The sequence below is a fragment of the Aquimarina besae genome, assembly GCF_042434905.1.
In the GTDB taxonomy this organism is placed as follows: Bacteria; Bacteroidota; Bacteroidia; order Flavobacteriales; family Flavobacteriaceae; genus Aquimarina.
Genome location: NZ_CP170199.1, coordinates 2648304 through 2664469 on the forward strand (window position 1 = coordinate 2648304; position 16166 = coordinate 2664469).

9 protein-coding genes are annotated in these 16166 nt (G+C 35.5%); 1 reads left to right on the plus strand and 8 read right to left on the minus strand.

Annotated features, from left to right (window positions below; all coding sequences use genetic code 11):
• Positions 1-18 precede the first annotated feature (18 nt).
• The 6 genes from ACE94K_RS11560 to ACE94K_RS11585 all read right to left on the minus strand — a co-directional run bounded on the left by ACE94K_RS11560 (position 19) and on the right by ACE94K_RS11585 (position 9230).
• On the minus strand, positions 19-378 hold the full coding sequence (locus ACE94K_RS11560) for a four helix bundle protein (protein ID WP_378172155.1): 360 nt from the start codon (positions 376-378) through the stop codon (positions 19-21).
• Positions 379-423: 45 nt separating this feature from the next.
• Positions 424-1614 (minus strand): acetyl-CoA C-acyltransferase, encoded by a 1191-nt coding sequence (locus ACE94K_RS11565; protein WP_378172158.1) that lies wholly within the window; start codon positions 1612-1614, stop codon positions 424-426.
• Between the two features lie 91 nt (positions 1615-1705).
• Positions 1706-4111 carry a 3-hydroxyacyl-CoA dehydrogenase NAD-binding domain-containing protein gene (locus ACE94K_RS11570; protein ID WP_378172161.1) on the minus strand — a complete coding sequence of 802 codons (2406 nt, stop codon included), beginning with the start codon at positions 4109-4111 and terminating at the stop codon, positions 1706-1708.
• Positions 4112-4128: 17 nt separating this feature from the next.
• The gene (locus ACE94K_RS11575; RefSeq protein WP_378172164.1) at positions 4129-4584 is read right to left on the minus strand and encodes a MarR family winged helix-turn-helix transcriptional regulator; all 456 of its coding nucleotides are present in this window, start codon (positions 4582-4584) and stop codon (positions 4129-4131) included.
• Positions 4585-4777: 193 nt separating this feature from the next.
• Complete coding sequence (locus ACE94K_RS11580; protein ID WP_378172167.1) at positions 4778-6550, minus strand: AMP-dependent synthetase/ligase; 1773 nt, start codon at positions 6548-6550, stop codon at positions 4778-4780.
• Between the two features lie 280 nt (positions 6551-6830).
• Positions 6831-9230: a M14 family zinc carboxypeptidase gene (locus tag ACE94K_RS11585; protein ID WP_378172170.1), complete on the minus strand. Its 2400-nt coding sequence runs from the start codon at positions 9228-9230 to the stop codon at positions 6831-6833.
• 518 nt (positions 9231-9748) lie between these two features.
• On the opposite strand from ACE94K_RS11585, the gene ACE94K_RS11590 reads away from it, so the two are divergent.
• Positions 9749-10339: a DUF4136 domain-containing protein gene (locus ACE94K_RS11590; RefSeq protein ID WP_378172172.1), complete on the plus strand. Its 591-nt coding sequence runs from the start codon at positions 9749-9751 to the stop codon at positions 10337-10339.
• 81 nt (positions 10340-10420) lie between these two features.
• Here the strand turns inward: ACE94K_RS11590 and purL are convergent, their stop codons facing one another.
• A complete protein-coding gene (gene purL, locus ACE94K_RS11595; protein WP_378172175.1) occupies positions 10421-14089 on the minus strand; it encodes a phosphoribosylformylglycinamidine synthase in 3669 nt (1222 codons plus the stop codon).
• 153 nt (positions 14090-14242) lie between these two features.
• A complete protein-coding gene (locus ACE94K_RS11600) occupies positions 14243-16078 on the minus strand; it encodes an endonuclease (RefSeq protein ID WP_378172178.1) in 1836 nt (611 codons plus the stop codon).
• Positions 16079-16166 lie beyond the last annotated feature (88 nt).

The following is a 16166-nucleotide window of genomic DNA, read 5'->3' on the forward strand; positions in this document are numbered from 1 at the left end:
GAAGTGAGAAAATAGAATCTATTTATTGAGTCCATTTTGAAATCCCATAGTCATTCGTTGCCACTCTTCAATTTTGTCTTCTAACTTTTTTAAAGTTTTATTATCAATATATTTTCTGTGGTTTGCAATTAATAGTTGTGTTCCCAGCTCAAAAGAAGAGCTCAAAGAAAAGTCAATAAAATTATTGAATGACTTATCTGTTCTCCCAGAGCCTTCTGCTATATTACTTGGCATAGAAACAGAACATCTACTTATTTGAGAACCTAAATCATAAATTTCGTGTTTAGGAAAAGTCACTAAAACATCAGATACTTCATTAGCAATTTCTAATCCTAATTGCCATATCTTTAAGTTTTTATAATTGTGTCTTTTTCTCAAAATTGTATTCTTTTTTCTTTTTTCTTTGTTCTGTAATCTATGTTCTTAATTAAGGAACTCAAAAATACCTGCAGCACCTTGTCCTGTTCCAACACACATGGTTACCATTCCGTATTTACCTTTCATATTTCGCTTACGCATTTCATCAAAAAGCTGAACAGAAAGTTTAGCTCCAGTACATCCAAGTGGGTGACCTAATGCAATCGCTCCACCGTTTACGTTCACGATATCCTGATTGATATTTAGTTCTCTCATTACAGCTAATGATTGAGACGCAAATGCTTCATTAAGCTCGATTAGCTCGATATCGTCTTGTTTTAACCCAGCTTGTTTTAAGGCTTTAGGAATTGCTTTAACAGGACCGATACCCATAATTCTGGGTTCTACACCTGCGGCTGCATAATTAACAAGTCTTGCGATAGGTTCAAGATTTAATTCTTTTACCATATCCTCGCTCATTACCATAACAAAAGCGGCTCCATCACTCATCTGAGATGAATTACCAGCGGTTACGCTACCACCTGCTGCAAATACAGGTCTTAGTTTACCAAGAACCTCTTTACTAGTTCCTGCACGTGGTCCTTCATCTTTGGTTACTGTATATGACTTTGATGCTTTTTTCCCATTTTCATCTACATAGATTTGCTCTACATTGATTGGAACAATTTGATCTTGAAATCGGTCTTCTGCCTGAGCTTTCAGCGCTTTCATGTGAGAATTATATGCAAATTCATCCTGATCCTCGCGAGATACATTAAATTGGTTGGCAACAGCTTCTGCAGTGTTACCCATTCCCCAATAGTAATCTTCGTGACCAGACTTTGCTAAGTCATAATTTAATTCTGTTTTATAACCTGTCATAGGAACAGAACTCATACTTTCTGCACCACCAGCAATGATACAATCTGCCATTCCAGCCTGGATTTTTGCAGTTGCCATACCGATTGTTTCTATTCCTGAAGAACAAAATCTGTTTACTGTTACGCCAGGAACATCAATAGACTCCAATCCCATTAGTGAAATTAAACGTGCCATATTCAGACCTTGAGATCCTTCTGGCATGGCATTACCAACAATTACGTCATCAATGCGAGCTTTGTCTAATTGAGGCAGCTCTTTCATCATATACTGAATAGTTTCAGCAGCTAACTCATCAGTTCTTTTAAATCTGAACACTCCGCGAGGTGCTTTACCTACGGCTGTTCTATATGCTTTTACTATATATGCGGTTTTCATTTTTTTTATGTTTTTTGGAAAAGAGAAAAAAGAAGTTAGAAAATAGACACTCTTCTCTCTTGTCTTTATTCTTTTATCTTTTCTCTTTTCTCTAGTTTCTAAGGGGTTTACCTTTTTTAAGCATATGTTCTATACGCTCTAATGTTTTGCGTTCTGTACATAAAGACAAGAAAGCTTCACGCTCTAGATCTAATAAATATTGTTCTGTAACTAAGGTAGGTTCTGATAAATCCCCTCCAGCCATTACATAACCTAATTTATTCGCTATTTTATGATCATGTTCAGAAATATACTTACTAGCTTCCATTGAATCAGTACCTACTAAGAACATACCCAGCGCTTGTTTACCAAGCACTTTTACATCCTTACGTCGTATAGGTTGTGTATATCCTTGTTCAGCCATTAATTTAGCATAGGCTTTGGCAGTAGCAATCTGACGATCTTTATTCACCACAACAATATCTTTACCTTTCTGAAGTAGGTTTGTATCAAAGGCTTCATAAGCAGAAGTTGATACTTTGGCCATACCAATGGTTAAGAAATGCTCTTGAAGTATATTAAGTTCTACATCGTCTTTTTTGAAGAGATCAGAAGCCCTTAATGCCATTTCTTTGGATCCACCACCACCAGGGATCACACCTACACCAAATTCTACTAATCCCATATATGTTTCTGCTGCAGCCACCACTTTATCAGCGTGTAGTGCGATTTCACATCCACCTCCTAATGACATACCGTGCGGTGCAACTATAGTTGGAATTGATGAGTAACGCATACGCATCATAGAATCCTGGAAGTATTTAACTGCCATATTCAATTCATCATATTCTTGCTCTACGGCCATCATAAAGATCATTCCGATATTAGCTCCAACAGAAAAATTGGCTGCCTGGTTACCTACTACTAATCCTTGGAAATCCTTTTCTGCGATGTCTATAGCTTTGTTTAATCCTGCAAGTACATCTCCACCAATGGTGTTCATCTTGCTTTGGAATTCTACATTAAGGATACCATCACCAAGATCTTCAACAACAACTCCGCTGTTTTTGAAAACTTCAGATGATTTTCTGATATTATCTAGAATAATAAATGCATCCTGACCAGGAACTTTTACTTGTTCTTTCTTAGGAATATCATAATAATACGTAGCTCCGTCTTTCACGGTGTAGAAAGAAGTGCTTCCAGATGCGATCATATCATTAACCCAAGCAGCAGGTTCATATCCTTCTGCTTTCATCATTTCGATTCCTTTTTCAACACCAACGGCATCCCAAATCTGAAAAGGACCGTGTTCCCATCCAAAACCGGCTTTCATTGCATCATCAATCTTATATAGATCATCTGTAATCTCAGGGATGCGATTTGAAACGTAAGCAAAAAGAGCTGATAAGTTTTTACGATAGAATTCTCCTGCTTTATCTTTTCCTGAAACCAATACTTTAAAACGATCTACTACTTTATCAATAGTTTTAGTCATTTCTAGAGTAGCAAATGATGCTCTTTTATTAGCTCGGTATTCTAGAGTGTTTAAGTCTAATGAAAGGATTTCTTTCTTTCCTTCTGGCGATACGTTTTTCTTATAGAAACCTTGTCCTGTTTTGCTTCCTAACCATTTGTTTTCCATCATCGTATCGATGAAATCAGGTAGTTTAAATAGCTCGTGTCGCTCATCATCAGGACAATTGTCTGCGATACCGTTAGCTACGTGAACTAAGGTGTCTAATCCTACCACATCGACAGTTCTAAAAGTAGCTGATTTAGGACGCCCAATCACCGGACCGGTTAATTTATCAACTTCTTCAATAGTCAGTCCCATATCTTTTACCATATGGAATAAGCTCATAATACTAAAGATACCTATTCTATTACCGATAAAAGCAGGTGTGTCTTTAGCAACCACAGATGTTTTTCCTAAAAATTGCTCACCATAACCATTTAAGAACTCAAGTACTTCAGTAGAAGTATTTGGTCCTGGGATAATTTCAAATAATTTCAGGTATCGTGCAGGATTAAAGAAGTGAGTTCCGCAGAAATGTTTCTGAAAATCTTCGCTTCTTCCTTCGTTCATGAATTTTATAGGAATCCCTGAAGTGTTCGAAGTAATAAGTGTTCCGGGTGTTCGATATTTTTCCAAGTTTTCGAAAACTTGTTTTTTGATATCTAGTCTTTCTACAACTACTTCGATAATCCAATCAACATCAGCAACTTTTGCAATGTCATCTTCCAGGTTTCCTGTAGTGATACGATTTGCAAATTTTTGATGGTAAATTGGAGAAGGTTTGGATTTAAGAGCAGCGGTTAGTGAATCATTTACTAACCTATTACGAACTACCTTGTTCTCTAATGTCAGGCCTTTGGCCTTTTCTTTGTCGTTTAATTCTCGAGGAACTATATCTAGTAATAGGACTTCGACGCCGATATTAGCGAAATGACATGCAATACCGGAACCCATTATTCCTGAACCGACGACTGCAACTTTTTTAATGACTCTTTTCATTTTTTAACTTCTGGTTGTTAAGATGTTATAGACTCCTTTTTTGTGTAAATTTTCTTTGTTGCAATGAGATCGTTAATCAATTGAAATACTTCAAGGAAAGTATCTAGTTTTTCTTTAGAAACATGCTTTCTTACAGCATGATCAAAAGTAAAAACCACTTCTTTTGAAAAATTTCTCATTTCTACTCCGAAAGGGGTGAGATATATTAGAACACCACGTCCGTCTTGAGGATTTTTCTTTCTAAAGATCAATCCTTTTTCTTCCATGGTTTTTAAAGTTCGTGATAAACTGGTAGCTTCCATTCCCATTTTAGGCCCCAAAGAAGTAGATGGAGTTCCGTTTTCGGGATCGATGCTAATTAAAGCAAACCCCGTGGCCATAGTACTACCTTTTTTACTTGCTTCTTCGTTATACATTTTGGCAACCGCCATCCACGTAGCACGAAGTGCATAATCAATTGTTTTTTCTCTCATTCAGAAAATTTGTTATGGTGTAAAGGTAAGAAAAATATACTATGCACGCATAATAAATTTTGTAAAATATTACGAAAAGAGTAAGTAATTTACATTTTTCTATTGAATTAATAAAAAAACTCCTCATAAAATGAGGAGTTTACTGATTTAAAGTTAAAGTTTTACACTATACATTTGTAATCAGTGAATTGAATTAGCCATAAATTTTGCTGTATAAATCTTGATATTTTGCTTTGATCACTCTTCGTTTTAACTTCATAGTAGGAGTGAGGTGTCCTGCGTCGATACTCCATTCGTCAGGAGTTAGTTCAAACTTTTTGATACGTTCCCATTTTCCGAATTTTTCGTTATGTTCATCTACTTCTTCCTGGAAGCGATCGATTACAGTTTGGTTGTTTACTATTTCTTCGTTAGTACTTCCTATAGAGATTCCTTTTCTTTCAGCCCAATCATGAAGAAATTCATAATTAGGTTGAATAAATGCAGCCGGCATTTTCTCTCCATCTCCAATTACCATAATTTGTTCAATAAAACGGGATTGTTTCATTGCGTTTTCTATTACCTGAGGTGCAACATATTTTCCGCCAGATGTTTTAAACATCTCTTTTTTACGGTCTGTGATGCGCAGAAATCCTTCACTGTCTACTTCGCCTATATCCCCGGTATGGAAATATCCATTTTTTAGAACTTCTTTACTTTTTTCGTCGTCTTTATAATAGCCCATCATCACTTGTGGTCCCTTTACAAGTATTTCTCCATCTTCGGCTATCTTAACTTCAGTTTCCGGAATCATTTTTCCAACGGTACCGATTTTAAAACCTCTGTCTCTAACATCATTTACCGATACTACAGGAGAAGTTTCTGTTAACCCGTAACCTTCCATTACGTTAATCCCGGCGGCATTAAATACTCTTGCTAGTCTAGGCTGTAAGGCAGCACTACCTGAAGCGATCACTTTTAGATTTCCTCCCAGGGCTTCCTGCCATTTACTAAAGATAAGTTTTCTTGCAATTCCTAATTTCTTTTCATACCACCAGCCATTCGCTTCATAGGGCTCATATTTTAGACCTAATTCTACAGCCCAGAAAAATAATTTCTTTTTAATTCCTGTGAGATCTGCTCCTTTGGCAATAATCTTATCGTATACCTTTTCCAATAATCTCGGAACCGCAGTCATTACATCAGGGTGAACCTCTTTAAGGTTATCGCTTATGGTTTCTAATGATTCTGCAAAGTAAATACCAACACCACGATATTGGTAAAGATACATGAGCATTCTTTCATAAATATGACAAACTGGTAAGAAACTAAGTGCTTTTGTATTACCATCTACTATTGGGAATCGGGTAGAGCTATGCAAGGCATTACTTACCACATTTTTGTGACTTAACATAACTCCTTTGGGTCTTCCTGTAGTTCCTGAAGTATATATTAAGGTAGCAAGATCATCCTCTTTTACTGAAGCCATTAATTTTTCTACTTCTTCCTGATTACTGTCGTCTTTACCAAGCTCTAATACGTTATTCCAGCTATCACAACCGGCTACGTCATTAAAAGAGTATACTCCTTTTAAAGAAGGTACATTACTTTTAATATTATTTACTTTTTGGTAAACTTCATCATCCGAGACAAAACAGTATACAGATTCTGAATGGTTCAATACATATTCATAATCTTCTTGCGAAATTGTAGGGTAGATTGGAACATCTTGAGCTCCTATTTGTAAAACACCAATATCAACAATATTCCATTCCGTTCTGTTATTAGATGAAATGATAGCAATTTTATCATTTGGTTTGACACCTAACCGTAATAAACCACGGCTGATCTGATTTGCTTTTTCTACATATTCCTTGGTAGAAGTGGCAACCCATTCACCATTATATTTTGTTACTAAAGCTTTGTCTAAATTGTATTTTTCTAGCTGATAATGTGGGAAATCAAATAATCTAGTAATTGTATTCATACGTTGTTATAGATATTTTACTCTGTTTGTTTAAAAGACCTTTAAGTTAATCATTATGTTTTAAAAAAAACAAGTAATTAATATTGTTATAAAGTTGCATAAAAAGTTTGAAATATGCCTTTAAAATTCTCTTTCTGTTTTAAAAATTGAAACTTCAAAAACTACTATGCATGCATAGTTTCGCAAATTATAAAAAATCTAGTAATACACAACTCTAATATATAAAAAAAGGAGCTATATTTTGATAACTCCTTAAGTTTTATGGGATATCATTGAAGAATTATCGTTTTAAAATCTTGAAAGTTTTAATATTCTTACCTATTTCTATGGTAAGGAAATATAATCCCGAATTTAGTTTTGAGATATTAAATTCCTGATTACCAGAGACCTGGTTTTTCACAATAATCTCTTGACCTACTAAGTTTCTGAAACGTAGATTAAATGACGTGGACGATGATGGAGAAATTTGTAAGATATCTTTTGCAGGATTAGGAAAAACTTTAAATTCTGAGAATATATTATCTTTTACATCTAAGATATTTTGGTTTATGGAATTAACTTTTAAGTCATCAAAAAAGAAGCCATCTGCCTCTGTATTACTGTCAGAAACAAATTGAAAGCGAACTTTAATTATTTCTCCCAAGTAATCGCTAAGACTAATTTCTTCCAATACCCAATCTGTTTGTGTTCCGTCGTACAAAGGTTCTCCAGTTGGTTGTCCTGAGTTTGTACTACCTGAGTTTGTGAATTTTCCGCATTGTGGAATCCAAGAACTTCCGTTATCGATTGACACTTCGAATTGTGTATAATCCCAGTTGTTTTCTATATCCCATTTTGCATAGAATTGAACGTTTGCGAATGCAGCATTACTTAGGTCAATACTCTGCGAAAGCTCTATGGTTTTATTTTGATTAGGATTATAATTACCCATTGGGGACTCTGTAATCGATGCATTGGGAGATACAAATGTAGATGTGGTTGTAGACCAGCCGGATTGCGTATATTCTACTAAACTATTAGCATTATTATCTATTATACTTTGTAAATTTCCATATCTTTTAGTAACATTGATCGATTCCGTAATTAAACCTCCATCTACTTCAATCGTATATGAAATCTCATCACCAATTTGGATCGAATTATTTATGGTTATTTCAATACCATCCGTTATATCCATTCCAATCTCAGTACCTGTATAGTTTTTCGAATTACCAACACTAGTGATGTTATTAGATATTGGTATGATATTTACCATGAAATTTCCGTTTCCTGTGACTCCTAATCTTTTTAAAGTATAATTTGCATCAAAAGTTGAGGTTTCTCCTATAAAGATATTACCTGTGCTTTTTACTTGTGCATAGTTGTTTGTCATCTTGGCAGCTGTAAGATTTAAATACATCATTTCTTTACATATAGCGTCTATCTGGTTAGAAGCCGGCCAGAAAGATGTCCCCACCTCAGGAGTAAATGAAAAGATTTTGTTATGTGGTTGAGTCGTCCCTCCGTACATAAAGTCATCACTATCACCAGAAAAAGGGGCGTCTCTAAGCGGAGTATAACCATTTTGTGAGGTAAGTTCTGTACCTATTGCTATAAAAATATCTTCGTCAGGAGTGGGTGTGTTGGCAGCATATGAGTACGGAAAGTATAACAATTCACCAAAAGTATGATTATTTAGGGCAATGATGAAGTTGTGCTGTTCTGTAAACCATTTTATAGCTTGGTTTTCTACCTCAGAAAAAGCATTGTTACCGTGATATGTTGGACTGTTAATATTACTGGAAGATCCGGAACCTCCCCAAGTGGCTTCAGCAGAATTTCCATTTGGATAATGGTCATAATTACGATTGTTATCGACACCGTGTGTGTTGAATCTGTTTTTTCTCCAAAGTCCACCACCATTTGGATTGGTCACTTGATTATACAAATATCCATCAGGATTTATAACAGGTATAAAATAAAGTTCTGTATGGTCCACGATTTGTTTTACATCCGGATCAGAATCATAATTTTCCAATAAATACCACATATAATAGATAAGTTGGGATAAGCTGGCAGGCTCTCTGGCATGATGGATAGCATCATATAATATTTCTGATTCATTTTCATCAGCATCTGGATTATCAGAGATACGAACCCATTGAATGGCGTTACCTCCAATAGATGGAGTTACCGAACCGTCTGGTGTACCATTTGTTAAGAAAGTTCCTATGTCTGCTCTTGCCGAAATAAGATTTGGATATTTAGAACGCATCGCATCCAGATTCTCCAACATTTCCTGATAGGTTAAATATCCTCCCATAGATCCTAATTCAAAATTAGATGGAGTTGGGTAGTCTAATATGATTCCATTACTAGAAGGACAGGTCAGGTTTCTGGTAGTTTTTTGAGTTTTTGCGATTTCATTTCTTCTTACAAAATCTGCTTCGGAATCTTGAATAATAATATTTACCTGGAAACCTAGATTTCTTGCAATTTCAATTTCTGTTGAAGAAAAATCCGAAATGATAAAAATTCCACGCTTATGTTGTCCGTGATCCATAGGTACGCCGGCTTTCATAAGCTTTTGAAAACCTTCTGGAGAATTATAAGTGATTTTGGCTTTACTGTAGGTTGGTCTTATTTGAGCAATAGATAAAGCTGAAACCAAAAGAAATGTGGCTATGAAAATTTTTTTCAAGGTTTGTGTATTTAGGTTTTAAAGTAATTGTCAATAGGCTTGTAAAAATACTGATTTAATCATCAATGATACGATGTTATTATTAGTAATACAGCTGTTAGTATATAACAATTTCAAATAAATAAACCCTAATTATTGTAAACAATATTCTAAGAAAATATGATGATAATTTGTTTTCAATCTCTAATCTAACATTGACAAATAATGTTGTTTATGGTAAAACGTCAATTAATCTATTTAGTTGAATTTAAAAAAAAAGCGAATAAATTCTTCAGTACTCCACAAAACCAATTAAATAATGTGCTCAATCAATAATTGATTTGATGTAGGAAGGCGATTGTTTTAACAATTTGTTTTTGGTTGTTGAACTGCAAGACGTTGTCAAAACCTTAATTTTCTTTAAAAAATTGAATTTTTAAACTATTTCTTGTTAAAGAATTTTTAAAATATTAATCGAATCAATTGAGGAGATCAAGGTGAGGTAACTTTAAACTAAGTAAAACTTAAAAAATTGAAAAATGAAAAAAATTATTTCTTCACTACTGTTTTCGTTAATCGTATTTTCATCATGTGGGCCTACGGTTCAAACTGTTAATAAAAGTAATAAACAATTAAAGAATTATGAAACATTTGCCTATTTGCCTAATAGCAATGTAGGAGGAAAAAATCTTGGATACGATGATCAGACTGTTGGTAAATCGGTTATTGAGAGTATTAACAATAATATGATGAAAGCAGGATATACTCTGGATAGAGACAATCCAGACTTATTAGTGTTAATTCGTACAAAGACCGATACAGAAACCATAACTGATACAGATCCGGTGTATGCTACTTATCCTTATACTTCTTCTATACCTATTAATCCGTATTATGAGCCCTATTACTACAATACATATTATCAATACAATGAAATCATTGGGTATGATACTGATGTATATAAGTATAAGGAAGGTACTCTTATTATGGACTTAGTAGACCGTAAAACGAAAAAAGTTGTATGGAGAGGAACTGCTTCTGACCAGATCTATTCCAACAATGATTCTAGAGCAATAGCTCAATACGTGGATGATATATTTGAAGAGTTTCCTACCGTAGCTGGATATTAGATTGTCAAATATAAAACAGAACAAAGATCTTTCAACTTTGCTGGGTTGAAAGATCTTTTTTCTATGAATTATTCAGATATCTTAAGAATTACTTTCAATCCATACTCTTGCGTTAACAAAGGCTTCTATCCAAGGTGAAACTTGGTCTTGTCTTCCTTTTGGATAATTAGCCCAGTTCCATTGAAAAATAGAACGTTCTATATGTGGCATCATCACTAAGTGCCTTCCTGTACTATCACACATCATGGCGGTATTATAATCAGATCCGTTAGGATTAGCCGGATATTCCTTATATCCGTATTTTGCTACAATATCATATTGATCTTCAGAAAGTGGAAGATTAAATTTTCCTTCCCCGTGGGATATCCAAACACCTAAGGTACTTCCGGCTAACGAAGACAGCATTACCGAATTATTTTCCTGAATTTTTACAGAAGTAAAGCCACTTTCGTGTTTATGAGAATCGTTATGATGCATTTTTCCATGTTCACTGTGCTCAGGATTGATTACTTCTAATTCCATAAATAACTGGCATCCGTTACAGATTCCAACGGATAGTGTGTCTTTTCTCTTGAAAAAGTTTTTAAGTGCAGTATTTGCTTTTTCATTATACAAGAAAGCGCCTGCCCAACCTTTTGCAGAACCAAGAACATCACTATTTGAGAATCCACCAACAGCTCCTATAAATTGAATATCTTCTAATGTTTCACGACCCGAGATCAGATCGGTCATATGCACGTCTTTTACATCAAAACCTGCCAGATACATAGCATTGGCCATTTCACGCTCTGAATTACTTCCTTTTTCACGAATGATGGCTGCTTTGGGTTTTGGTTTGTTAGTATCAATTACCGGAAATTTTCCTGTAAATTGTTTTGGAAATGTATATTGTAAAGGTTGCTTAGCAAAATTATCAAAACGATCTTGTGCAAGGTTATTTGCAGTTTGCTTTTGATCTAATAGATACGATGTTTTAAACCAAGTTTTTCTAGAAGCGTCTACATCAAAGCTATAAAAATCGTTTGCGTTTTTAATTTCTAACGAAGCTTTATTCATTGTGCTACCAATTTTAAAGAATTCAATGCCGTTTTCAGAAAGAATCGTTTCAATATCTGAATTTCGAGCACTTTGGAATACAATTCCTGCGTTTTCTGCAAAAAGTAATTTAATAGTGTCTTGTTCTCCTAGATCCGACACATCTAATGTTGCTCCTAAATTTACATCGGCGAAACACAATTCTAATAAAGTAGTAATCAAACCACCGGAGGCTACATCGTGACCAGCAACTATTTTGTTATCTCTTATCAGTTGCTGAATAGTATTAAAAGTATTTTTAAAATTCTCCGAATTATTAATACTAGGTGCTTCAGATCCAATTTTGTTTAGTATTTGAGAAAAGGAAGAACCACCTAATTTATAAGAGTCCTGTGATAGATTAATATAGTAGATGTTTCCACCATCTTTCTGAAGCACGGGTTCTACTACCTTAGTAATATCGTTGCAATTGGCAGCAGCCGATATGATAACCGTACCCGGAGAAATCACTTCTTCATTCGGATACTTTTGTTTCATTGAAAGTGAATCTTTACCAGTTGGCACATTAATTCCTAAATCAATAGCAAAATCAGAAATTGCTTTTACTGCTTTATATAACCTAGCGTCTTCACCCTCATTTTTACAAGGCCACATCCAGTTGGCAGATAAAGAAACGGACTGTAAACCATCTTTGAGCGGTGCCCAAATGATATTGGTTAACGCCTCAGCAATAGAATTTTTACTTCCGGCTTCCGGATCAATCAATCCCGAAATAGGCGAGTGGCCAATGGAGGTGGCAATACCTTCATTAGAGGTATAATCCAATGCCATTACTCCGCAGTTATTTAATGGTAATTGAAGTGGTCCTGTGCATTGTTGTTTTGCTACTTTTCCACCAACACAGCGGTCTACTTTGTTTGTTAACCAATCTTTACAAGCAACTGCTTCTAGTTGTAATACTTGTTCAAGATAGGTATGAAGATTTTCTTTTTGATATGTGATTTCCTGATAATTACGATGGATGGTTTTATCGGTCATGATAGTTTTTGGAGAACTGCCAAACATATCTTCTAAAGCTAAATCCATAGGCTTATCTCCCTTGGTTTTAGATTCGAAAGTAAAACGGTCATTACCGGTCACTTCTCCTACCTGATACATCGGAGAACGCTCACGTTCTGCAATACGTTCCAAAGTATCAATATCTTTTTGTCCGATAACTAATCCCATACGTTCCTGAGATTCATTACCAATTATTTCTTTTGCGGATAACGTTGGATCTCCAACAGGTAATTTGTCGAGATCAATTTTTCCACCGGTTTCTTCTACTAATTCAGAAAGACAATTAAGATGCCCACCTGCTCCGTGATCATGAATGGAAACAATCGTATTTACATCACTTTCTACCATGCCACGAATGGCATTGGCAGCACGTTTTTGCATTTCGGGATTAGAACGTTGGATAGCATTTAATTCGATACCACTACTAAATTCTCCAGTGTCTGCTGAAGAAACTGCAGCTCCACCCATCCCGATTCGGTAATTTTCACCACCAAGAATCACAATTCTATCTCCGGTTTCAGGTTTGTCTTTAAGTGCTTGATCGGCTTTTCCATATCCTATTCCACCGGCTTGCATAATCACTTTGTCAAAACCTAATTTACGAGCATCTTCTTCATGTTCAAAAGTTAATACTGATCCTGTGATTAAAGGTTGCCCAAATTTATTTCCGAAATCCGAAGCTCCGTTTGAAGCTTTTATTAAAATATCTATGGGAGTTTGGTACAGCCATTTTCTTTCCTCTACAGCTTGTTCCCAAGGTCGATTTTCTTCTAATCGTGAATAGGAGGTCATATAAACTGCCGTTCCCGCTAGTGGTAATGAGCCTTTTCCTCCTGCAAGACGATCTCTGATTTCTCCACCAGAACCTGTAGCAGCTCCATTAAAAGGTTCTACTGTAGTAGGAAAGTTATGTGTTTCGGCTTTTAAAGAAATCACACTGTCAAAAGGTGTTTCTATGTAGAAGTCGGGCTTGTCAGCACTTTTGGGTGCAAATTGAGTTACTTTTGGCCCTTTGATAAAAGCTACATTGTCCTTGTAGGCAGAAACAATATCGTTAGGATGTGTTTCTGAGGTTTTCTTTATTAATTTAAAAAGAGAAGTAGGTTGTTCTTCTCCATCAATAATAAAGGTTCCATTAAATATTTTATGTCTGCAGTGTTCTGAATTGACCTGAGAAAATCCAAACACCTCAGAATCTGTTAACTTTCTTCCTATTTTTTCTGCCACACCTTCCAGGTAGGCTACTTCTTCACTACTAAGTGCTAGACCTTCTGCTTTATTATAAGCTTCGATATCATCGATTTCCAGAATCGCTTCAGGTTCAATATCAATGGTGTATATGTCTTGATTAAGACCTGCATACTTTTGCGAAAGCATAGGATCAAAATCAGTAAAATCCTCTGCTACTGATTGAAACTCTTCAATACGAATGATCCCTTCGATTCCCATATTTTGAGTGATCTCTACCGCATTGGTGCTCCAAGGAGTAATCATAGCGGCACGTGGACCAACAAAAAAAGCGTCAATAGACGCCGATGTAATTTTAGGTTGGTTACCAAATAACCATACTAATTTTTTACTATTTTCAATTGAGATTTCATCGGTAGTTTGTACCGCAAATACGTTCTCATTTTGGTTTCCGAAGAAGTGGATCATGCTCCCAGACTTTGTGTTGTTTTAATAAGCTGCAAATTTACTATTTTAAATAGAAAATATAGAATAAAACTTGATTCTAATGATAGAGTTATCCACTGAATTTTAAACAGTGATTTATAAATAAAAAAAGCGGCAGATTTGCCGCTTTTCATTTTACTGTATGATTACCTTTTTGGTTGTGCTTCGCTGGGGTGAAATAATTTCTACCAGCAGTATTCCCTTTGGGAGATTAAATAGCTGAATCATTTCTTCAAGATTTTTCTTTACTATGATTCGTCTACCCGTAATGTCATAAATATTTAATTCTAAGTCCTTAGCGTTAGGAATATTAATGGTTATGGAGCCATCTGTTGATGGGTTTGGATACACCTTCATATTTTCGAGAGAGAAGTCATTCACACTCAATAAAGGCTCAAAGCAAGTCCAACTAAGGTCGTCAATAGCTACTCTGTTATTTCCACTGTCTTCGGTAATAACGACTACCACATTTCCACTTATATTAATATTATTCAATGTGGTTGTCTGTACCGTATCGTCGTAAGGAATAGTTCCGACTATTATTCCATTAATATATACATTCAAATTACCTGTTGTGCCTGTAAACTTACGTTGAGTGGTAACTGTTAGGTTTCCAATACCGCCAGAAATCGATGGCGATGTCAGCGTTCCATTATCTGTTCCTCTTCCGTCGAGGGTTATAGCTGCCCCTGTAATGGTTTGATCCGTCCTGGCATCTGTTGCGGTCCAGGTTCCTCCATCATCACCTATCCACATTCTGTTTGTATAACCACTACCATCTGTTGAAGGAATATTGGTAAACGTCTCGGTAACCGATATACCACCTCCACAAGAATTTCCGCTTGCTAAAGTTGTTCCATTAACAGGACTACTTTGGTTGGATTCATTACCTGCTGCATCTTTTGCCAAAACTGTAAAAGAATAGGTAGTTTCTGCACTTAAACCATTAACAGTAGTACTGGTAGTCGCCACTGATTTATTAAATACTGAATTTACATATACATCATATTCCGTTACAGCGGTATTATCTGTAGAAGCTGTCCAGGAAACATCGATGCTATTCGAAGTTTCATTAGATACCATCAAGCCTGCTGGTACTGTAGGAGCTTCTGTATCTACAGTCACATTCCATATCATTTGTACATACTCGGGATGATCAATAAATGGGTTTCTGTTATTTTGTCTGGCAAAAATAGCATCGTTTCTATCTATTTCTCTCTGTGATACCGGATCTAACAAATGCCAGGTTACAAGAATGCTTAAAAAAGTATCTTCGAAAACCTGATCACTAGTACCATTGAACATAGTATATGAATAACCAGCTACATTATCTTCATAACGAGTAGCAAAATAGAAATGCATTCTAGCAATATCTCCTTTAAATTCATCAATAGGCTCGAAAACCGTAGCAGTATATCCTGCTGAATATCCGGCGTCTAGATTATTACCTCTTTTTGAATTATTTGTTGTTGTTAAGTTTGCAGTTTCTACTCTTCCAAATGGGAGACTACCACGTGCACCATTTACAAACTTATCGGAAGGAACTACAAAATGCGCATCCGAACGTTGTGGCGTAACCTGACTAAATATTGACTGTGGAATTATATGTTCCCGATTATAGAATTGACCTTCTGCAGTCCCACCGGATCCAGGATCCTGATCGGTAAAATGAGTATATTCTTTCACATCCATACCGGTTGGGTTTTCAGTATACATATCTAGAACAGTTCCATTATTCTCGTAATAAAAATCAGAGTCAGAAGTCACATAGGTTGTGTACAATCCAGCATAACCAGGGTCTGTAGATTGAAATTCGGGTGTTAAACCATCATTGTCACTATCAATAATGTTTTTTAGTTGCGTTTTTAAGGTGTATCCTGATCCGGTTGCAGAGTCGTAATATCCAGATGGTACCTGACTGAAGCCAATATAAAATGCACAAAGGGCTATTAAAAGTAATTTTGTTTTCATTCTTATGATTATTTTTGGCACAATTAAAATGCACAAACTGAATGGACAAAGGTACTTTTTTTCTACTGTTTATTTATATGTAGAGGTC